General features: G+C 46.0%; 20 protein-coding genes. 8 read left to right on the top strand and 12 right to left on the bottom strand.

Annotated features, from left to right (window positions below; genetic code table 11):
* Nucleotides 1–107 precede the first annotated feature (107 nt).
* Nucleotides 108–578 carry a hypothetical protein gene (locus AC3EBE_RS11495; RefSeq protein ID WP_488595170.1) on the top strand — a complete coding sequence of 157 codons (471 nt, stop codon included), beginning with the start codon at nucleotides 108–110 and terminating at the stop codon, nucleotides 576–578.
* 19 nt (nucleotides 579–597) lie between these two features.
* On the top strand, nucleotides 598–1,350 hold the full coding sequence (locus tag AC3EBE_RS11490) for a (S)-benzoin forming benzil reductase (protein ID WP_488595169.1): 753 nt from the start codon (nucleotides 598–600) through the stop codon (nucleotides 1,348–1,350).
* Nucleotides 1,351–1,412: 62 nt separating this feature from the next.
* Here the strand turns inward: AC3EBE_RS11490 and AC3EBE_RS11485 are convergent, their stop codons facing one another.
* The gene (locus tag AC3EBE_RS11485; RefSeq protein WP_488595168.1) at nucleotides 1,413–1,967 is read right to left on the bottom strand and encodes an STM3941 family protein; all 555 of its coding nucleotides are present in this window, start codon (nucleotides 1,965–1,967) and stop codon (nucleotides 1,413–1,415) included.
* A 162-nt stretch (nucleotides 1,968–2,129) separates the two neighbouring features.
* Between AC3EBE_RS11485 and AC3EBE_RS11480 the strand changes: the two genes are divergently transcribed.
* The 3 genes from AC3EBE_RS11480 (at nucleotide 2,130) to AC3EBE_RS11470 (ending at nucleotide 4,388) form a co-directional block, all read left to right on the top strand.
* A complete protein-coding gene (locus AC3EBE_RS11480) occupies nucleotides 2,130–3,479 on the top strand; it encodes a sensor histidine kinase (RefSeq protein WP_488595167.1) in 1,350 nt (449 codons plus the stop codon).
* Between the two features lie 85 nt (nucleotides 3,480–3,564).
* Nucleotides 3,565–3,870 carry a hypothetical protein gene (locus AC3EBE_RS11475; RefSeq protein ID WP_488595166.1) on the top strand — a complete coding sequence of 102 codons (306 nt, stop codon included), beginning with the start codon at nucleotides 3,565–3,567 and terminating at the stop codon, nucleotides 3,868–3,870.
* A gap of 362 nt (nucleotides 3,871–4,232) precedes the next feature.
* Entirely contained in the window at nucleotides 4,233–4,388 is a 156-nt protein-coding gene (locus AC3EBE_RS11470; protein WP_488595165.1) for a hypothetical protein, read from the top strand.
* A gap of 41 nt (nucleotides 4,389–4,429) precedes the next feature.
* Here the strand turns inward: AC3EBE_RS11470 and AC3EBE_RS11465 are convergent, their stop codons facing one another.
* The 3 genes from AC3EBE_RS11465 to nagE form a co-directional block, all read right to left on the bottom strand.
* The gene (locus AC3EBE_RS11465) at nucleotides 4,430–4,621 is read right to left on the bottom strand and encodes a hypothetical protein (RefSeq protein ID WP_488595164.1); all 192 of its coding nucleotides are present in this window, start codon (nucleotides 4,619–4,621) and stop codon (nucleotides 4,430–4,432) included.
* A gap of 163 nt (nucleotides 4,622–4,784) precedes the next feature.
* Nucleotides 4,785–5,702, bottom strand: coding sequence for a DUF7916 family protein (locus tag AC3EBE_RS11460; protein WP_488595163.1), 918 nt, complete (start codon nucleotides 5,700–5,702; stop codon nucleotides 4,785–4,787).
* A 66-nt stretch (nucleotides 5,703–5,768) separates the two neighbouring features.
* A complete protein-coding gene (nagE, locus tag AC3EBE_RS11455) occupies nucleotides 5,769–7,145 on the bottom strand; it encodes an N-acetylglucosamine-specific PTS transporter subunit IIBC (protein WP_488595162.1) in 1,377 nt (458 codons plus the stop codon).
* A gap of 345 nt (nucleotides 7,146–7,490) precedes the next feature.
* On the opposite strand from nagE, the gene AC3EBE_RS11450 reads away from it, so the two are divergent.
* Nucleotides 7,491–7,640, top strand: coding sequence for a hypothetical protein (locus AC3EBE_RS11450; RefSeq protein WP_488595161.1), 150 nt, complete (start codon nucleotides 7,491–7,493; stop codon nucleotides 7,638–7,640).
* 35 nt (nucleotides 7,641–7,675) lie between these two features.
* On the opposite strand, the gene AC3EBE_RS11445 is transcribed toward AC3EBE_RS11450, so the two are convergent.
* On the bottom strand, nucleotides 7,676–8,881 hold the full coding sequence (locus AC3EBE_RS11445; protein ID WP_488595160.1) for a membrane-associated sensor domain-containing protein: 1,206 nt from the start codon (nucleotides 8,879–8,881) through the stop codon (nucleotides 7,676–7,678).
* A gap of 180 nt (nucleotides 8,882–9,061) precedes the next feature.
* On the opposite strand from AC3EBE_RS11445, the gene AC3EBE_RS11440 reads away from it, so the two are divergent.
* A complete protein-coding gene (locus AC3EBE_RS11440) occupies nucleotides 9,062–10,084 on the top strand; it encodes a YeiH family protein (protein ID WP_488595159.1) in 1,023 nt (340 codons plus the stop codon).
* 289 nt (nucleotides 10,085–10,373) lie between these two features.
* On the opposite strand, the gene AC3EBE_RS11435 is transcribed toward AC3EBE_RS11440, so the two are convergent.
* The 5 genes from AC3EBE_RS11435 to AC3EBE_RS11415 form a co-directional block, all read right to left on the bottom strand.
* A complete protein-coding gene (locus tag AC3EBE_RS11435) occupies nucleotides 10,374–10,637 on the bottom strand; it encodes a hypothetical protein (protein ID WP_488595158.1) in 264 nt (87 codons plus the stop codon).
* Nucleotides 10,638–10,702: 65 nt separating this feature from the next.
* A complete protein-coding gene (locus tag AC3EBE_RS11430) occupies nucleotides 10,703–12,262 on the bottom strand; it encodes an alpha/beta hydrolase (RefSeq protein WP_488595157.1) in 1,560 nt (519 codons plus the stop codon).
* A 148-nt stretch (nucleotides 12,263–12,410) separates the two neighbouring features.
* Nucleotides 12,411–12,851 (bottom strand): hypothetical protein, encoded by a 441-nt coding sequence (locus tag AC3EBE_RS11425; protein WP_488595156.1) that lies wholly within the window; start codon nucleotides 12,849–12,851, stop codon nucleotides 12,411–12,413.
* Between the two features lie 77 nt (nucleotides 12,852–12,928).
* Entirely contained in the window at nucleotides 12,929–14,296 is a 1,368-nt protein-coding gene (locus AC3EBE_RS11420; RefSeq protein WP_488595155.1) for an FAD-binding oxidoreductase, read from the bottom strand.
* A 24-nt stretch (nucleotides 14,297–14,320) separates the two neighbouring features.
* On the bottom strand, nucleotides 14,321–15,349 hold the full coding sequence (locus tag AC3EBE_RS11415) for a ThiF family adenylyltransferase (protein ID WP_488595154.1): 1,029 nt from the start codon (nucleotides 15,347–15,349) through the stop codon (nucleotides 14,321–14,323).
* A gap of 148 nt (nucleotides 15,350–15,497) precedes the next feature.
* Between AC3EBE_RS11415 and AC3EBE_RS11410 the strand changes: the two genes are divergently transcribed.
* On the top strand, nucleotides 15,498–17,339 hold the full coding sequence (locus AC3EBE_RS11410; RefSeq protein WP_488595153.1) for an aldehyde ferredoxin oxidoreductase family protein: 1,842 nt from the start codon (nucleotides 15,498–15,500) through the stop codon (nucleotides 17,337–17,339).
* Between the two features lie 587 nt (nucleotides 17,340–17,926).
* Here the strand turns inward: AC3EBE_RS11410 and AC3EBE_RS11405 are convergent.
* Both AC3EBE_RS11405 and AC3EBE_RS11400 read right to left on the bottom strand, forming a co-directional pair.
* Entirely contained in the window at nucleotides 17,927–18,199 is a 273-nt protein-coding gene (locus AC3EBE_RS11405) for a MoaD-like domain-containing protein (protein ID WP_488595152.1), read from the bottom strand.
* Between the two features lie 4 nt (nucleotides 18,200–18,203).
* On the bottom strand, nucleotides 18,204–18,476 hold the full coding sequence (locus tag AC3EBE_RS11400) for a ubiquitin-like small modifier protein 1 (protein ID WP_488595151.1): 273 nt from the start codon (nucleotides 18,474–18,476) through the stop codon (nucleotides 18,204–18,206).
* Between the last annotated feature and the right edge of the window lie 133 nt (nucleotides 18,477–18,609).

Genomic DNA, 18,609 nt, shown 5'->3' with positions numbered 1-18,609 from the left:
TTTTAACAGGAAATCTCCTCGAATTGTCAAATTGATATAAGTATACACATTGGCATTTTTCGCACGGTTTACCGCGAAACAGCCAAAAGGTAAAGGAGACATCAGAGATGGAATTGGATATGGATTATACGACACACAAAAAGATGGCAATCGATTTATTTAACCTGACATGGGATTTAATCGAAAAGCAGGATCGTACAGAGGACGATAATGATACGATGATTTATGCGGCGAATGCTTCGCGGTACCACTGGGGAATCGTTGGCACACCGCTTAATTTTGCGAGAGGCGAATGGCAGATTTCCAGAGTTTATGCGATGCTTGGCAGAGCTGAGCCGGCGCTGCATCATGCAAAAAGGTCGAAGGAGCTTTGCCTGAAGCATGATTTGAGCGCATTTGACCTTGGATTTGCTTATGAAGCAATGGCCCGTGCGTATGCTGTAAATGGTGATATCGGAGAACAGGACCATTACCTAAGATTGGCGCAGGAAACGGCACAGCAGGTAGAAAATGAGGAAAATAAGAACTGGCTTTTGCGGAATATTACTTCTGTAAGTACCGGAGCCATTCCAGTATAAAAAGAATAGGAGTGTTAACATGAAATATGCAGTCATCACTGGCGCTTCCAGGGGACTCGGAGCGGCGGCTGCGCAACAATTCATTTCAGAAGGTTACCGTGTCATCACGGTTTCAAGGAAGGAAAACGCTGATTTAAAATCGTCTGCCGAGGAAGCAGGAACAACTCTTAGCCATTACAGCTGCGATCTTGGTTCAGCCGAGCAGGTGCAGAAGGTGTTTGCCGAGATTGCAGAGACTGTTTATGGAGATGCCGAGCTTGTTTACGTAGTGAACAATGCAGGGGTAATTGAGCCAATTGAGATTGCAGGAGAGCTGGATGCCGGGCTGGTTATGACCAATGTCCAGGTCAATCTGACTTCCCCCATCCTGATCAGCAACCTGTTTCTCGAGAAGGCAAAGAAAACAGGGATTGAAACAATCATTGCAAATGTCTCCTCTGGTGCCGGAGAACGGCCGATCCAGGGCTGGAGTATATACTGCAGTACGAAGGCTGCCCTTAATATGTTTACAGCGACTGCAGGACTCGAGCTGAGCAGTGCCAATAGCAACAGCAAAGCAATCGCCTTCAGTCCGGGAATCATGGATACTGATATGCAGGCGACAATCCGCTCTTCTTCCGAGGAAGCATTCGCAGACGTGGAAACCTTCAGGAATTACAAAGAAAGCGGTGCACTCCGAAGCGCCGAAACAGTAGCAGGCGCACTCGTTAAACTGCTGCAGGACAGCAGCCTCGAAAACGGAAAAGTGTATAAGGTCAATGACCTGTTGTAATGGATATGGCTTGCTTTAACGCATTAACGCGCCGGGGGTCAGACCCCCGGCGCGTTAATGCGTTATTGGGCTGATGTGTTTTCGTGGTCGAGTGGTTCTTTGTCTGTGGATGGCAGGTAGAATGGGATTTTCATTTCGATTAGCAGGTCGACTAGTTCTTTTTTATGTTTTAGGTTGCCGAGGCCGATGTTGAAGGCCGGGAAGCCTGTTTTGATGTTGAGCCTTGCCAAACGCTGTTTGTTTTTTGACAGAGTTTCAATATATTTTTCTTCGTCCTTTAAGATGATTCCCAGCAACGAATTATTATGTACTTCATATGGCAGGACACCATCAATTTCTTCCCATGGCATAAAGCCAGGTCCGCCCGGCCCCCTTATGGTCAGGCCTTCATCGCTTACTGTAACGTTCGCTTCCTTCCTGGAGAAGTTTTTAGCTAAAAAATACAGGCAAAAAAGAAGCAATAAATCGACCAAGCCGACAAAAATCAATTCCCCCGTATTCCCGTCCGGACTCCCCGCCATAACAAGAAGCGCAGCTGAAAAGCCGACGATCAGCAGCACCAAGAGACCGGAAAGCAAAAATAATCTGACTCTGGAAAAATAAAAATCTCTCTTCATTGTTTCCCCTCCTTAATTTTGTAATGATATGTATCCCTGGATAAATTACCCACCCTTTATATGTATAAACCAAATAATTCCATATTGCATGATTCTTTCTGCTCAGTTTCTCGATAATTTCAGTGTATGATATCCTTAAGATTATTTTTAGGAGTGGCATTCATGGATCGTATTTCATTAAAAATAGGTGCCGTATTTTTTATCACGATTTTACTGGTGGAAGGAATTTCGTTCTATTTTCTTCATTCCTCTATCATCCATTCGCGGATTGATGAGGAGCTGGCTTCCCTGCAAACCAGGGGCAATAATCACCGTGATATCCTCGAAACATCGTATCATGATGAAACCATCCGCCACATCACATCGATGGAATCACGGACCGAAACCCATGCAGTGATTACCGATGAAATTGGCCAGATCGTCTCCTCCTCCATACCGGTCGATGAAAGCATGCGAAAAATGATTGAGTCCTCCCCTTCGGAATTGCCGCGTTCAGGATTGATTCTTGAAGATGACTGGAAGGATGAGAAATATATTGCCTCAGTCAGTCCACTTGAAAATAACGGGGCTGTTTACATGTTCAAAAACACCCAGCGTGTCCAGAGCCTGATTGCCAAATTAAATCGGCATTTCTTGCTTGCCGGCATCCTGCTGCTCACTTCCATGGCGATCATAACACTGTTCCTGTCGAGGTTCATTACGAAGCCCATCATAAAAATGAATGAAGCTACCATGAAAATCAGGAAGGGCGATTACTCTGTCACCCTGCCGACCCTTGGCAGAGATGAATTAGGTGAACTTGGAGAATCCATACAGGTACTTGCCGATGACCTGAACCATATCAAAAAACAGCGCAATGAATTTTTGGCGAGTATCTCACACGAGCTGCGGACTCCGCTTACCTATATAAAAGGGTACGCAGACATTGCCGGGAAAGAAAACACTCCATCAGAGGACCGCAGCAAATACCTGCAAATCATCCACGAGGAAGCAACGAAGCTTTCGAGCCTGGTCAAAGGATTATTCGAGCTCGCCAAAATGGATGAAAATTCTTTTACAATAAAAAAAGAAAGACTTGAGCTTTGCAATTCCCTGCAGCTTATCCATAAGAAAATTGCGCCATCATTTATTGAAAACCAAATTTCGCTTAAATTCATTTGCCCTGGGGAACTCTATATCGAGGCTGACCCTATTCGTTTTGAGCAAATAATCCTCAACCTGCTTGATAATGCGCGCAAATATTCCGAAGCCGGAACGAATGTAACGATTCAGGTCCTTAGAAAAAATGAACATATCCATATCCAGGTGCAGGATGAAGGCAAGGGAATTCCTGAAGAAGATCTTCCATGGATATTTGACCGTTTTTACCGGGTCGACAAATCAAGATCGAAAGCTCTGGGCGGATCAGGACTTGGACTCGCGATTGTAAAAGAGCTCGTTGAAGCACACGGCGGCAAAATCACCCTCACAAGTGAAGTTGGCAGGGGTACAGTTTTTACGATCATTCTATAAATATTATGTAAATTTCATGAAGATTGTCCATACTATGGTTTTAAAACCTGCAAATATGGAATACATAATTAAAGGGGTGATGCAATTGAGACAGGTAGAAACTTTAGATGAAATTGTTGAAGCTTTAAAAAATGGCAGCGAAAACAAGAAAGTATTCGTTAGTCAGCATGAAACTAGCCGATCTGCAGTGACATTAGGTGACGAGGATACAGAATCCGGAACACGGCTTCGAGTCAAAGTTGTGCTGGATCAATCCCTGTATTACTCAGAGGAATTCCTCGACGACCTGCTGTATGAAGAAGCTAGCGATTTGATCAAGGAAATGAAGGAATATGCACAGGTCGAGCTGATAAGCGAAGACGAAATAAATGGATTGGTGACAAACAAATAAGCATCATCTTCTTTGATTATCAATATTCTGTAATTGAAAGGCGGCTGACTGGGATCAGTTGCCTTTTTTGCAGTGATCTTAACTGGAAAAAATCCGCGTTTTTTCCCAGTTTGCGGGATTTCGACACGAATTTGCGGAATCGAGGGGGAAAGTTGCGGAATACCTGCTGGAGTTTGCGGGATTTCGACAAAAATTTGCGGAATCCAAGGTTAAAACTGCTGAATAGCTGTTTTCCTTGGCGGGATAAACAAGATGAGGCAGCCACATTCCATCCTGTAGCAAAGCAATTTTCGTTTTTCCATACATATCGCCCCCTGGTTGTTGCGAAAACTAAGGTGTACATCCAAAAAGGAGGGCTTTCGATGACGAAGAAATCCAATAAAGGCAGCAGGAATCAAAATTCTCCGAAGCTTGGGAACCAAATGGCCGAGTTTTCCGGGGAGCTGACCAGCGGGGACAATAGCAAGGGAAATAAGCGCAACAAGGACCAAAGCGATAAAACCGACCGCCACCATTAATATTGGCATCCAAAGAGAAGCCGGCTGTAATCAGCCGGCTTCTAGTCCATATCTGTCAGGATGGCAGATTGGTTATTCAGGTTTGCAGGGTCAACTCCATTGCTTTCATTTTCATCGTAAAAAGCGTCCTGAAGCTTCATGTTAGCCTCTGCCGTTTCCATTTGTTCCTCTTCTGAGCCAGTTGATACGGGCTTGGCATTAGGATCAATGTTGACATATTTGTCTTTTTTCATCTGATATCCCTCCTGCTTTTAGTATCAGCATTCTGTTCTTCTTTTACCCGTTATCAACATGCTGCGAACTTGCAAAAAATGGATTAGAGAAAGCTTTTTTATATAAAAATTCTTGTTTTATGGAGGTGACAATCCCCTTTTCAAAAGTTACTGAAAAGCAGCCTTACCTCACTACCGAAGCCGCCATCCTTACGTACGTGTGGCGTTTGCCGCGGACAACGATGGAATATGCCATGATATTTTCTGGCAGCGCTATTCCGTTCGCTCCTGCATCACCGATATGGTACATATCTGCTCCGGCCATCTTGCTGTTCAAGGCGATTTGCTTGACCGTCGCTTCATCGGCTCCCTCCTGGCTTGTCCCTGTTGTCAGGATGGCAAGCGCACCTTTCTGATGGACCAGGTCAACAAGCTTCGCGGTCTTTTCAACGGTAAAACCGGGAACTGTCCCCGGCGAAGGAATCAGGATGATGTCTGCGCCGGCCTCTACAAAGGCATGCAGCGTTTCTTCCGTCATCATAGAGCTGCCAGTCTCCCCTGCCACACCTGCGCCATGCATTTTCCCGGCAATAATCAAGCCTTCTGGCCCAAATGCCGCCCGCGCTTTTTCAATCGCTTTCGTAATCTCTGCGTTCGTCACTCCTGTTTTCGGATTGCCGGTCAGGCAGACAAAGTCAAAACCAAGTTCCTTCGCTCTTTTTAACGATGCCTCTGTTGCGATTCGCCCCTCTGGCAGCTGCTGCAGTGCCTCGAGCTTGTCCGCTTCAAGATCGACCGGTTCAAGGTTCAAGCCAATTGGCCGCCCGACGAGTCTTTTCAAGGTGCGCACAACATTTTCCGGTTCAGTTTCCACGAGACTCTCCACCCCAGGATTCATGACGTCGAAAAAGTTCAAAAGAATTAAGTCTGCTCCGAATGCGGCGGCCATTTCTGCATTCGTGACGGCTGGGTATAATGGTGAAAATGCACCGATTACCTCTGATAAAATTGTTCTTCCCTCGGATGCTATAATCGCCTTCTTTATATCCTGCCCAGTCATAGTTTCAAAATCTGATGCTGTGCAATCCAATAGCCTCTTCATGGTTTATCCCTCCTATTATGTAAAAGGACTTGGCGGTAAAAACCGCCAAGTCCCTTGAGCCAATGCTTATTTCCGCTTCATTTCGTTAGCCAGGAATTCTACATCCGTACCAACGATTACTTGAAGGTCTGTTTTATTTAATTTCAGCACACCTTTAGCGCCAAGGCTTTTTAGCTCTGCTTCATTTACTTTATCCATATCAGCAACTTTTAAACGAAGGCGCGTTACGCAGTTGTCCAGCTCCTTCAGATTGCTTTTTCCGCCAAGCGCAGCAAGATACTCGTCTGCAAGCTCTGCATAGTTTCCTTTTGAAGCGCTGCTTTCCGTGTATTCGCCTTCAACATCGTCTTCACGGCCAGGCGTTTTCAGGTTAAGCTTGATGATCAGGAAGTAGAATAGTACAAAGTACAGGACTCCGTAGACCAGGCCTACTCCCAACAGCAGCAGCGGCTTTTGCGCAATTCCATAGTTCAGTACATAGTCAATGGCACCGGCTGAGAAACCGAAACCATGATGGATCCCGAGCACGTAGGTGATGGACATCGCCAATCCAGTTAATACAGCATGGATACCATAAAGTACTGGAGACAGGAACATGAACAGGAATTCGATTGGCTCAGTGATACCAGTCAGGAAAGATGTGAAGGCAACACCGGCAAGTGCGCCTGTAACTGCTTTTTTGCGTTCTTTTTTAGCAGCGGCAATCATCGCGAAAGCAGCTGCCGGAAGACCGAACATCATGACCGGGAAGAAACCGTTCATAAAGATACCAGCCTTAGGATCTCCAGCGAAGAAGCGGTTCAGGTCACCTTTTACAACCTCACCTGCTGCATTCGTGAATTCCCCGAATTCAAACCATACAAGCGTATTTAGTACATGGTGAAGGCCCATTGGAATCAATAGACGGTTCAGGAAGCCGAATACGCCCACTCCAAGCGCGCCCGCACCGACAATCCATTCACCGATGTTGTTGATGCCAGCCTGGATTGGCGGCCATACATAGCCGAAAATGCCCGCTAAAATAATCATCACGAGCGAAGTAATGATCGGGACAAAACGTTTTCCACCGAAGAAACCCAGCCAGTCAGGCAGTTTAATATCGTGGTAACGGTTGTATAACAGACCTGCGATTACACCCGATAAAATCCCGCCAAGGACCGCCATGTTGATGGTCTCGTTGACTGCACCTGCTCCCTTTGTCAATACAAAGTAGCCGATCGCACCGGCAAGTCCGGCCGCACCATTTCCATCCTTGGCAATTCCGACTGCAACCCCAATGGCAAACAATAGTGCAAGGTTAGCGAAAATCGCGTCACCTGCTGCAGAGATAAAAGGAATATCTAATAAGTCCGGTTGCCCGAGGCGCAGCAAGAGCGCAGCTGCAGGTAAAACAGCGATCGGCAGCATGAGTGCTTTACCGATTCTTTGTAAAAATCCTAGCATACTTAACACCTCTTCCGAAGAAATTGTAAATGCTTACATTTTTCCTGATAATTGTTGAAATTTGTAAACATACCTACAGTTTAACACTTCGATTCCCTAAAGGACAGAGTGAAAAAGACTTTTTTAAATATTATGAATTCAGAAGATAAAGCTCTCCTTTCCTGAGGTGCTCACCCAATCCTAAGGGGACATGGGTTTATACTTATAGCTTATTCGATTTTTATAGGATAATTCCTTTGCCATATTTGTGTAGGGAATTTGTTTATTTTTAACAAATTATGTAAAAAGAATTCCTTATTCCAATCCTTCATGTCATAATAAAAGAAAAACAAAATTAGGGGTGCCATGATGAGTTTAAATGAGCAAATCAAGGATTTGATTGATACATATCCTGTACTGTCAGGAATATTCCTTACTGTTTGGTTTTGGCTGCTCGCTTATCATCTTGGAAGCACAACTGGGAAAATGGCTGCTGTTATTTTAAATCATCTATAAGTGTGTAGAAGAGCAGCTATCCCTTAGCTGCTCTTTTACAATGCGCCTGCCCGGGAATTCCGTGAACAGCGCTCCAGCCTTGAATGTTTCACCACCCTCATGACGGCACCGGCCATTTCGGCTACATCCCCATTATCCATCACAGGCCTTAGCGAAATAGCATACGGATTCCCGCCAATTTCAACCTCAAAGACGATTTTTTCATTATTGTTCCAGGCACAATCATAATATTTTTCGATCATCACCGCTTTGCCCGGGAGGAACTCAACAAGTGTCTTTCCGTCAATATCCCTCCTGGTAAATCCAAGGTCATCAAGCAGGCCTCCGCCAATTACATGGTGGACGAAGTTATCTCCATGCTTCGTCAGCCTGAAGAGGATTCCGTAATGGGACTGAATCATCTCTTCTGTTTCGCGCCATAGCTTTTCCGGCGTAGCCTTAAAGATGCTGTCATCTCCAATACCTGAAAAATAAAATCCCCTCATAATAAAATAGTAGCCAATCACTTTAAAGAGGTGGCCGGTAAAATTATCGATATCATACACACTTTGATAGATGGTAAAAACCAGTTCCGATAAAAACAGCAAGGTCAAGGCAAGCGCTACATAGAGGTGCTGGCCATTTTTACCTTCGTTGTAAAAGTAGAGCGAGATAACGATCGAAATAAAATGCAAAAAGCTTACGCCATATTCGAATAAGTTTTTCAGGAAAGTCGTCCCTTCCCCTTCCACAACGAGCAGCGGGAGACTTTGCTCAAATTTAAATATGAAAAAGGCAATTACACTAATGAGAATTGCACACAAAACAAGAAAAATCCTTCTTGGGTCCAAGGCCATTTTCCGATCCGGCAGAATAAGGACAGCCACCAGCATGACGGACTCAGTTGTCCGCGCGGCAATCCAAAACCAGGTTGCTTTTGCGATGGAGCTCTCCGTTATGAAAAACGGCATACCCTTGAACGTCAAAGTATGCAGAAGATCCAGCATTCCTACGGTGAAAAAGAGAAAAGAAAGCAGCAGGATCCTGCTTGATTTTATGGAACTGAACGATTTCCAGCCATATGAAAAAATAGAGAAGGAAACCGCGATACTGAAAAATTCAAGGATTGTGTGGATAGCCGTATAGTTTTCGGGCTGGAGATAGGCTGAAAGCGTGGAATGATAGAGATGGATCAGCATTAACAGAAGGACAGCAAAACCGATGTAGGCGATGAATCTTCTTTCGGTCATACTCTTCTCCAATTTTTCCACCTGCTTTGCTAGTTTATTATTTTATTATAAACACCATTTACTCCTTTAGATCATGCTACATATAGAAGTTTTGTGAAAATTGACAATTCATTATGAATACTCTCAGGGGATTTGCTATTTTCCTTCAATTCGTTAAAGTGGTAGATAGATTGTTTTAAAGGACGTGCAGGCATGAAAGCAAAAGACTTATTGCCAAGATTCACGCTTCCGGTGATGAAAGGCATTTTATTGACTTTGGCATTAGCTCTTGCCGCAAAATTGATTGCAGGGCTGCCATTTTTCTCAATCATGGGACAGCTTGTCATCGCCATCATGCTTGGGATGATTTGGAGGGCGAGCCGCGGCGTTAACAGCGGCCTGATGGAGGGGGCTTCTTATTCCAGCAAAAAGCTGCTTCGACTGGGGATCATTTTGCTCGGCTTCCGGCTGAACCTCTATGATATTTACCACGCAGGAGGTACGGTCTTTTTAATCGCATTCGCAAACCTTGTGTTCGCGCTGGCAGTAGTCTACGGACTGAGCAGGCTTTTCGAGGTTGAAAAGCGCCTTGGGATTTTGACTGCCTGCGGTACAGCGATTTGCGGTGCGGCAGCGGTCGTTGCCATCGCACCGGTCATCAAGGCGAATGAAAAGGAAACCGCAGTCGGTGCGGCTAATATCGCGGTACTCGGGACGATTTTCACCATCCTCTACACACTTATATTCTCGTATCTTGGCTTAAATGCCCTGGATTACGGCGTATTCGCCGGCGGCACATTGCATGAAATCGCCCATGTTGTAGCGGCCGCAGACCCGGCCGGCCAGCAGGCGACCGATCTTGCCATCATTGTAAAATTGACCAGGGTGGCGCTGCTTGTTCCAGTAGCAATTGTGATTGGATTTGCAGTTTCTCGAAAAGAAAATCAGAAGGCTGGCCAGAAAATGACGATGGCTTCCCTGCCGATTCCGTGGTTCATCCTTGGATTCCTGGCTGTCAGCGGCCTCAATACCACTGGTTGGATTGACGGCGATATCGCCGCTGCATTTGTCACCTTCGCCTACCTGCTGATCGGCATGGCGATGGCAGGACTCGGTTTAAGTGTAGATTTCAAAGCATTCAAGCAAATGGGCGGCAAGGCCCTTTCTGCAGGCTTAGCCGGATCAGTGCTTTTATCCGTTTTTGGTTATGTTCTGGTAGCGTTATTTCTAAAGTAGCATAATGAAAATCCCGCAGACAGCGATTGTCCTGCGGGATTTTTTATTTAAATGAAGAAGTAAAGATTTATATAAAAGTATGTAAGCCTGCTGCTCTTCGTTCCAGGCGCGTAGACTCGTTCAGGATGTAGCGGGACAGGTGAGACCCCACAGGAGCGAAGCGACGAGGAGGCTCACCGCACGCCCCGAGGAAAGCGAAGCGCCTGGAATGGAGATCAACAGCCCCATCTGCCATCCAAACATAATAAAATAGCAGCCAACTCCATATCAGGGTTGGCTGCTTCCTTTTTCAATGATGCTTATAAAACATTCCGTTGACGATTTCAAGCAAGTCGCTGGTCAGGCGCTCGTCACGTTCGATTGTATATAGGTACTGGACAAGCTCGCAAAGCTTTTTTGTCTGGACCATGTCCATTTTGTCAGCGTGCCGTTTGAGCAAACCAAGCAACAGAATGAAATCTTGATCCGAGTATGTATCATTGATGATCTTATTTTGGACAGATCGGAATTGCCTTTGTTCTGCCGTATCATGCAAAATCAATTCGTCATTCATGTAATCATGCTCCTTTGCTGCAATTTCATTCTAACTACTATAGCAACAAAAGCATTACAGAATCATTACAAGAATGACGAATCACTTTTATTTCTGAAATATCGAGCTTCTTTATGTCTATTTGTATGATGCAATAAAGATATGAGCTGCTCCTGGTAAAATTCTTCTCCCGGATCAAGCTTCACAAGAATTCTGAGCAGCTCTACCGCTGTTTCTCTCTTAGGAGGGGCATCAAGCAGCTCTTCACAAATCTGGATTATCCGGCTTTCGAGGGTTGTCCGGATTTTCAGGAACCAGTCATCGTAAAATAACGGAAAGAGCGGGTCTGGCAGCCCGGAAAACTTCTCGACTGCCCATTTTGCTTTTAGTTCATAATCGCCCGTATGCTCGATTTCATCGATAAAGCTGTATAGCTCCTGAAGATCGAGCTTGCAAGGGACCTTCAGGTGGATGGAATCCCGGTTTATCTCCACATAGTTCTCGATCGGTTCACCTGTATGGTTTTCGAACATCGATTTGATATGGTTAAGCGAGACTCGCAATAAATTCCTCGCCTTGTCAAGCTGATGCTCCGGCCAGTAAAGATCATAAAGCTGTTCCCTTGTAACCGACTGATGGTAAGCAAGATACGCAATCAGCTCTTTGGCCTTCCGCTGATTCCATTTCCCCTCTATTTCTTTGCCGTTCATCTTGATCGAAAAGCGGTTGATGACATTGATTTCAAGCTGATGCTGCGAGTCTTCCTTTTTCAGGCCAGAGCGGACGATGGAGCTGACTTCCTTTTTCAGTGCGTCTGTATAGGTAAAAGCTGAGCCGCCAGTGCCAGTTTGTTTTTTAAGGAACATCTTTAAAAACTGGCTGAACACCACCGGCTGGTCCATCATGAGAACATGGCCGCTGTCCGGAATGATGAAAAACCGCATATTCTTTAAATAAGGAATATTCATCACTTGCATCTCAAGCGGGAACAAGGGGTCATACTCGCCTTGAAGCATCATCATCGGCACCTCGAGCTGTCCAATCTCCTCCATCGAATAGTCCAGGATTGTTTCGGTAACAAGCTTGAAATAGCCAATATAATCATAAGGGCAGACACTTTTATAAATCGCGGTCAATTTAGCAAGTCTTCTTTCCGGCGGCTGGTGGCTTACTGTTTTGGCAAGACGGGCTGTCAGCTGTTCAAACCTGCCAGAATCCCTCACCACTTCAATCCGGTTATTCAGCTCCTGCTGCGTGAACTCCTTCGGAATGTAGATCGGCGTTGCAGCCAGGGTCAAAGTCTGGAGCAGCCCTTTCTCTTTCTTCGCTATCTCTAGCCCCAGCACCCCGCCGCCTCCATGCCCGATAAAATGGATTGAAGACAGTGCCAGCCTGTTCATAAGCGCCTTTATGCTGTTGATCAGCAGCTCCCATGTAAAATCCAGCCCTTGTGCAGACTCGCTTTTTCCATGGCCTGGTATATCACAGCGGAGCACATGGAAGTCCTTCTGGAACAGCGGAATCACATCGTCCCAAACCGAGAGATCGAGACCGACTCCATGCACCAATAAAACCGTTTCAGCCTCTGGCTTCGCACATTTCAAGTATTCATAATTCAGTTTGATATGTGTTGTTGGTTCCGGCATTGGACGCGCCTCCCTCCCTATTTGCGTTCAATGATTCCATTATACCTGTTTGACATGCGAAGGAAAAAATTTTGACCAAAAGAAAAAGCAGCCGGACCGCCGCTTTAAAATTTTAGGGTATTTTTAAAAAGATTTGCTCAACTGCATGTTAATTTTTGGACTTCTTATTGCGGATTATGAATCCGGCTATTATCAGTCCGATTAATACAATTGCAGAGATGAAAAAGAAGTTTAACACTACATTCATTACATGAAAAGGTGCTTCATGAACATAAACAGCTTTTACCCACTGGCCATCTTCTTTTACTGCGATTGCGGCTGAGGTTGAAGTCCCTTTTATCTCATAATATTTTGTTCCCTTTGGATAATAATTTGATGCATTTCCATAGTAACTACCAGTCATATCATTTGGTTTGGTCTTTACTTTCCCTATGACTTTACCGATCTCGCTGTCTTCAATCATTTCTGTTTCTTTAACCTCGTAAACCTGGCCCTTCCAAACAACAAAAGGATACGCCCATGACAATGCTTGCACAGGGGAAGATATCACGAACACAAGCAATAGAGAGAACAACATGATTCTTTTCATAAGCAGCCCCCAATACTTTTACTGTAAAGCTGAGCCTGTGTTTGCATTATTTATATGTATTGCTAAGTTAATTTTTACTAATCAATGAAGATCTTCCCCGGATTAAGGATGCCGTTTGGATCGAGCGTCCTTTTTAACAGTTTCATCACTTCATAGGCCTGGCCGTGCTCAAGGCGCTGGTATTTGGTTTTCCCCAGACCGACTCCATGCTCTCCGGTACATGTCCCGCCTCTTTCCAGGGCGTAGTGGACAATTGCCTCATTTATGGAGTTCCCGTCTGTAACCTCCTGTGGGTTGTTTTTATCGATCAGGAGGAGGACGTGATAGTTGCCGTCACCGACATGGCCGACAATTGCTCCTTCTATGGAGGAGGCATCGATCAACTCCCGCGTATGGAGAATTGCTCCGGTCAATTCGGAAATCGGCAGGCTGACATCTGTGAGCATGATGCTTTTGTGGCCTGCTTTATGCTTGTAGGCGTAAAGCAGGTTATGCCTTGCCTCCCATAGCTGGTTGCGGGCCTTGGAGTCAGCTTCAAACTGGAAGCTTGTGCAGCCATGGTCCTGGACAATTTCCGAGGCAAACTCCAAGTCCTGTGCAAGTCCCGCTTCATTTCCATGGAATTCCATGAAGAGCGTCGTGCTGACTTCATAGCTTGTATCCATATACTGATTCACTTTTTCAATCGATTCAGCATCGACAAATTCAATTCGGGCAACGGGGATGCCTGCGGATAAAATAGCGACAACTGCATCGACTGCATTTTTTACAGACGGAAAAACTGCTCTTGCAGCAGTTATCGCCTCAGGTATCCCATAAACCCTCAGCGTCAATTCCGTAATGACGCCAAGCGTGCCTTCAGAACCGACGAACATCCCGTTAAGGTGTATTCCCGATGAGGATTTGGCCGAGAGCCCGCCGGTATGGATGATGTCACCATTTGCGAGGACGACTTCAAGATCCCTGACCTGGTCGCGCATGATCCCATAGCGGACGGATGTGGTGCCGCTGGCATTCGTTGCGGCCATCCCGCCAAGTGTCGCATCTGCTCCCGGATCGACAGAGAAAAATAAGCCATATTTCTTCAGCTCTTTGTTCAGCATCGTCCTCGTGACACCAGGCTGAACTTTTACAAGAAAATCATTTTCCTTGATTTCGAGAATGCTATTCATCTGGGATAAGTCGAGTGAAATACCGCCATGAACCGGAATCACGTGCCCTTCCAGGCTTGTGCCAAGCCCGAATGGCACAACCGGGATTTTGCGTTCATTGGCAAATTTCAGTATCCGGCTTACATCCTCCTTCGTCTGCGGAAAAACAACCGCGTCCGGCATGCAGGGAGTGTGTGACGACTCATCCCTGCTGTGCAGCTCCAGGATGGATTCATTCACTGATACGTTGGCGCCGCCAACAATCGACTTTAATTCTTCCAGATAGATTGCCAATTCCATCTCCCCCTTATTGATCGTTTAGGAACCTAGATATCTAGCGTAATAGGATTTTGCTTTTACCGTGTCGTTCGTGCCATGGACCAAGACCCTGCCGTCCTGAAAAATCACCATCGTGATCTCGTCATCCGGCATGAAGCGCAGCAGGAAAGGGTTGCCCTTTATCTGGCCATTGTTCTTCAGGCGATCTGCAAGCTTCTGCAAATCTGTCTTTGTTTTTTGACGCGGGTTGATCTGGATGGTGTTCCGGCCGCATAACGATGCAAAGTTAATTTGCTGTTGTGACGATCGGTCCAGAAATTCATATTGATGGTGGACGCAGGCAGGACATTCGGCATTGCGTCCATTGCTGACATCCATCTGCAGGAAGGAGCTGAACCAAATATCCATTTGCTCAAGATTTGGGTCCGTCTCGGCACCGACAAGCAGCTTGAGTGCCTCCACTGCTTCAAAAGAACCGATGATATCCGTTATCGGTGATAGGACGCCGATGCTGTCGCATGTTTCACCGAGACCTGCAGGCACGGTCGGGAACAGGCATCTGTAGCAAGGCGTTTCCCCAGGCTTGATGACCGCGAACATTCCCCGTGAGCTGACCGCGCCGCCGTATACCCATGGAATTCCATGCTTGACGGCGACATCATTGATTAAGTAGCGGGCCATGAAATTGTCCGTGCCGTCGACAATCACATCGAACCCTGAAAGCAAATCCTCCGCGTTGTCCAGCGTGAGGTCCGCGATAATAGGCTCCACTTTCACCCCGGAATTGATTTTGTTCAGCTTTTTTTCCGCCGCGATAACCTTCGGCAGGCTTTCACGCGCATCGTCCTCATCATAAAGCGTCTGGCGCTGGAGGTTGGACAGCTCGACCAGGTCACGATCGATGATCCGGACATGGCCGACTCCGGAACGGACAAGGTGGTTGGAAATGACCGTCCCAAGCGCACCCATGCCAACGATGACCGCAGAACTATTCAATAGTTTCTGCTGGCCTTCCATGCCGATGGGCTGAAATAAAATTTGCCGCGAATAACGCTCCATTTCTGTCATGAACATCCCTCATTTCTAATTCGATTATATCTTTAAATAAAGCTTTTTTTTATTAAAAATTTTAACTATACTTAATATTAAGAGGATTTCAGGACCCTCTTGGCTAATTTTATATTAAATTGAAAATGGAAGAGGTGGATTAGTTAAGATGAATCTTGGGGGATTTAAAAACAAGGAAGTTCTGGTTGATTTGACAAATGGCACTGTTGGGTACAGAAGCATCAATGAAGACGATGCAAGAAAGTACATCGGCGGACGCGGTCTTGGCGTTAAATATGTATTGGACAATGGTCCAGAGGTGGAGCCTTTATCTGAAGACAATATCCTATGTATCATGACGGGTCCTGTCACTGGCTCTCGTTCTTCGATGAGCGGACGCCTTGCGGTTGTGACAAAGTCGCCGCTTACTGGCACAGTAACTGACTCCCATATGGGCGGTTGGACGGCTGCCCGCCTTAAGTGGGCCGGAGTTGACAACATCATTTTCAAAGGCAAGAGCGACAAGCCTGTTTACCTTTACATCGAAAATGGCCAGGCAGAGGTACGCGATGCTTCAGAATTATGGGGATTAAGCACACGCGCGACTGTCCAGGCTATGAAGGACCGTTACGGCGAAGATAACCTTAGTGTAATGACAATCGGCCAGGCTGGCGAAAATGGCGTGCGCTTCGCAGGTTTCATGAACGAGCATGACCGCGCAGCTGGACGCGGCGGCACTGGTGCTGTTGCAGGCTACAAGAAATTGAAGGCGATTGTTATCAAGGCTGCTCAAAAAGGCAATATGCCTGAGCCGGCACAGAAGGATGAGTACAACCAGGCGAACAAGAAAGCCGTTAAAGCGATTCTTGAAGGCGGCTTGACTGCCCCTAACAAAGGCGGACTTTCCGTATATGGTACAAATGTACTTACAAACCTGATCAATGAAGTGGGAGCGCTTCCAACCCGCAACTCACAGTTGACTCACTGGGATGAAGCGGAAAAGCACTCCGGCGAGTGGGTAAACGAGCACCTGCTTGTAGCGAACAATACATGCCATGCTTGCCCTGTTGGCTGTAAGATCGAGGTTGAAGTTAAAGAGGGTAAATACAAGACTCGCGTTGAGAGCTTTGAGTTTGAATCTGCATGGGCTCTTGGAGCGAACAGCGGACTATCAGATTCAGAAGCAATCGCATACTTAATCGATATCTGCAATGAATATGGAATGGATACAATCGAGCTAGGGCATGCAATCTCCGTTACAATGGAAGCCTATGAAAAAGGGCTTGTTGACGAGAAGCTTGACTGGGGCGATGCTGACGGCATGATCGAGATCGCGCGCAAAATCGCGTTCCGTGAAGGCTTCGGCGGAATCCTTGCTGAAGGTCCTGCCCGCGCAACTGCTGCATGGGGCGTTCCGGAGTTCTCAATGTCCGTTAAAGGCCAGTCCATCCCGGCTTACGACCCACGCGGCATCCAGGGTATCGGCCTTGGCTACGCAACTAGCAACCGTGGTGCCTGCCACCTTCGCGGCTATACAATTGCGTCAGAAATCGCCGGCATTCCTGAGCCGACTGACCGCACTGTGGCAGAGGGCAAAGCAGAGCTTCTTAATGTATTCCAGAACCTGCTTTCATTCTCTGACTCTATGAATATCTGTAAGTTCTCTTCATTCTCTGAAAATGCCGAGCACTATGCTGAGCAATACAGCACAATGACAGGCATCCCAATGACTGCAGAGGACGTGATGCTTGCAGGCGAAAGGATCTATAACCTTGAGCGTTACTACAATAACCTTGCTGGCTTCAATAAGCGTGAGGACGACTTCCTTCCTAAGCGCTTCACTGAAGAAGGCGCATCCGGAAACAGCGCAGGCATGGTCAGCCGCATGGATATCATGCTGGAAGACTACTACAAGGTTCGCGGCTGGGTAGATGGCGTCGTTCCTGAGCAAAAGCTTCGCGAGCTAGGAATCATTGACGAGTCTGCTACTCCTGCTCCTGAACAGGTTTAATTTATGTTTCCGTGGCTGTGGCCTCGGCCCCAGTTTGGAGCATTTTATTAGAAATCTTTGCGGAAACCAGGCGATTTTGCCTGGTTTTTTGTTTTTGATGCAGAATTTTGGCAAGTTAGTGGAGAGCGGCAGGTGAACAGAGTTGAATTGAGCATTTATTTTAAAGCTCTTTTTTCGAATCTGGCGAAATCGTCGGAGCACGGGGACGTACCCAGTGCTTCCATCAATTTAAGTTTGATAGGATCACTGTGGCGGAGCATGGGAACGGATACTGAGCTACCAGCAATCTAAAAGTGATAGAATCCATGAAATTTGGGATCAAATTGACGCTTACCTTCCAATTATGTAACAGAATGATCCTTAACCTAAGCTATTGTCTGCTGGTAATGGCGCTAAAAAATTTATATCGACGATTTTGTGATTATATCGACGAAAACTGGATGGATATCGACGAATTTATTAATATATCGACGAAATATCAATTTTATCGACGAAAATCAGTAATATATCGACGAATTGGAAAAAACGCTTGATTTTTTCCAATTAAAAAAGAGACCACAGCTAATTATGCCATGGCCTCTTCTCTATCACCCGCCGACACGGGTTGTTTTATAACGGTAATTCTTAATGAGCTGTTCCAGTTCATCCGGACTATTAGCAGTAAATCGTATATGTACAGCGTTCACGACAAATGTCTTGGTGAAAGCAATCTCTTCCTCGCTCAGGATTTCCGCTTTCCAGCTATCTCCTACATAAATATATGGAAAAGAATCTGTTTGCAGCTTCCCGCCCAGCTCTTCAAAATAAGTGCCGAGATGTTTGAGGTTGATGCCTCGAAACTCCAGTATTTTATCAACCATCCCATCAGCCGCCAGCTACTGGAGGAAACAGTGCGAATTGGTCAGTATCCTTCACCAATGTTTCAAGCTCCTGATCATGGACGATATTCCGGCCATTTATATAAACATGGACGAAAGGCTTGAGTTTCCTTTCCTCATTAAAAATTTCATCATCCAAGTCTGGAAACATTTCAACCATCTTGTCCAGAACATCAATGACCCGATCTCCATCAGGCTTCACTTCGACTGTCACGCCGCCGCAAATCTGCCTGAGATTCGCAAACACCTTCACCTGCATCCAAACCGCCCCTTTCCTGCTTATCACTATAATAAAATGAAAATTCCAAAATGTCATCAGCTCTTTCTATCAAACTCGCAAAATACAATGGAGCCCTCACCTTGCCGCATTAACGCATCACACTAGTGGGGGT

The organism is Mesobacillus sp. (genome assembly GCF_057785455.1).
This window is presented reverse-complemented; position numbering and strand designations above follow the sequence as displayed.

Excerpts from the sequence above, each read along its gene's own strand:
- AC3EBE_RS11495 (WP_488595170.1), top strand. The coding sequence starts at position 108 with ATGGAATTGGATATGGATTATACGACACACAAAAAGATGGCAATCGAT.
- AC3EBE_RS11485 (WP_488595168.1), bottom strand. The coding sequence starts at position 1,967 with ATGAAGAGAGATTTTTATTTTTCCAGAGTCAGATTATTTTTGCTTTCC.
- AC3EBE_RS11450 (WP_488595161.1), top strand. The coding sequence starts at position 7,491 with ATGATGAGTTTAAATGAGCAAATCAAGGATTTGATTGATACATATCCT.
- AC3EBE_RS11465 (WP_488595164.1), bottom strand. The coding sequence starts at position 4,621 with ATGAAAAAAGACAAATATGTCAACATTGATCCTAATGCCAAGCCCGTA.
- AC3EBE_RS11400 (WP_488595151.1), bottom strand. The coding sequence starts at position 18,476 with ATGCAGGTGAAGGTGTTTGCGAATCTCAGGCAGATTTGCGGCGGCGTG.
- AC3EBE_RS11440 (WP_488595159.1), top strand. The coding sequence starts at position 9,062 with ATGAAAGCAAAAGACTTATTGCCAAGATTCACGCTTCCGGTGATGAAA.
- AC3EBE_RS11460 (WP_488595163.1), bottom strand. The coding sequence starts at position 5,702 with ATGAAGAGGCTATTGGATTGCACAGCATCAGATTTTGAAACTATGACT.
- AC3EBE_RS11430 (WP_488595157.1), bottom strand. The coding sequence starts at position 12,262 with ATGCCGGAACCAACAACACATATCAAACTGAATTATGAATACTTGAAA.
- AC3EBE_RS11415 (WP_488595154.1), bottom strand. The coding sequence starts at position 15,349 with ATGACAGAAATGGAGCGTTATTCGCGGCAAATTTTATTTCAGCCCATC.
- AC3EBE_RS11405 (WP_488595152.1), bottom strand. The coding sequence starts at position 18,199 with ATGGTTGATAAAATACTGGAGTTTCGAGGCATCAACCTCAAACATCTC.
- nagE (WP_488595162.1), bottom strand. The coding sequence starts at position 7,145 with ATGCTAGGATTTTTACAAAGAATCGGTAAAGCACTCATGCTGCCGATC.
- AC3EBE_RS11435 (WP_488595158.1), bottom strand. The coding sequence starts at position 10,637 with ATGAATGACGAATTGATTTTGCATGATACGGCAGAACAAAGGCAATTC.
- AC3EBE_RS11490 (WP_488595169.1), top strand. The coding sequence starts at position 598 with ATGAAATATGCAGTCATCACTGGCGCTTCCAGGGGACTCGGAGCGGCG.
- AC3EBE_RS11470 (WP_488595165.1), top strand. The coding sequence starts at position 4,233 with ATGACGAAGAAATCCAATAAAGGCAGCAGGAATCAAAATTCTCCGAAG.
- AC3EBE_RS11410 (WP_488595153.1), top strand. The coding sequence starts at position 15,498 with ATGAATCTTGGGGGATTTAAAAACAAGGAAGTTCTGGTTGATTTGACA.
- AC3EBE_RS11425 (WP_488595156.1), bottom strand. The coding sequence starts at position 12,851 with ATGAAAAGAATCATGTTGTTCTCTCTATTGCTTGTGTTCGTGATATCT.
- AC3EBE_RS11480 (WP_488595167.1), top strand. The coding sequence starts at position 2,130 with ATGGATCGTATTTCATTAAAAATAGGTGCCGTATTTTTTATCACGATT.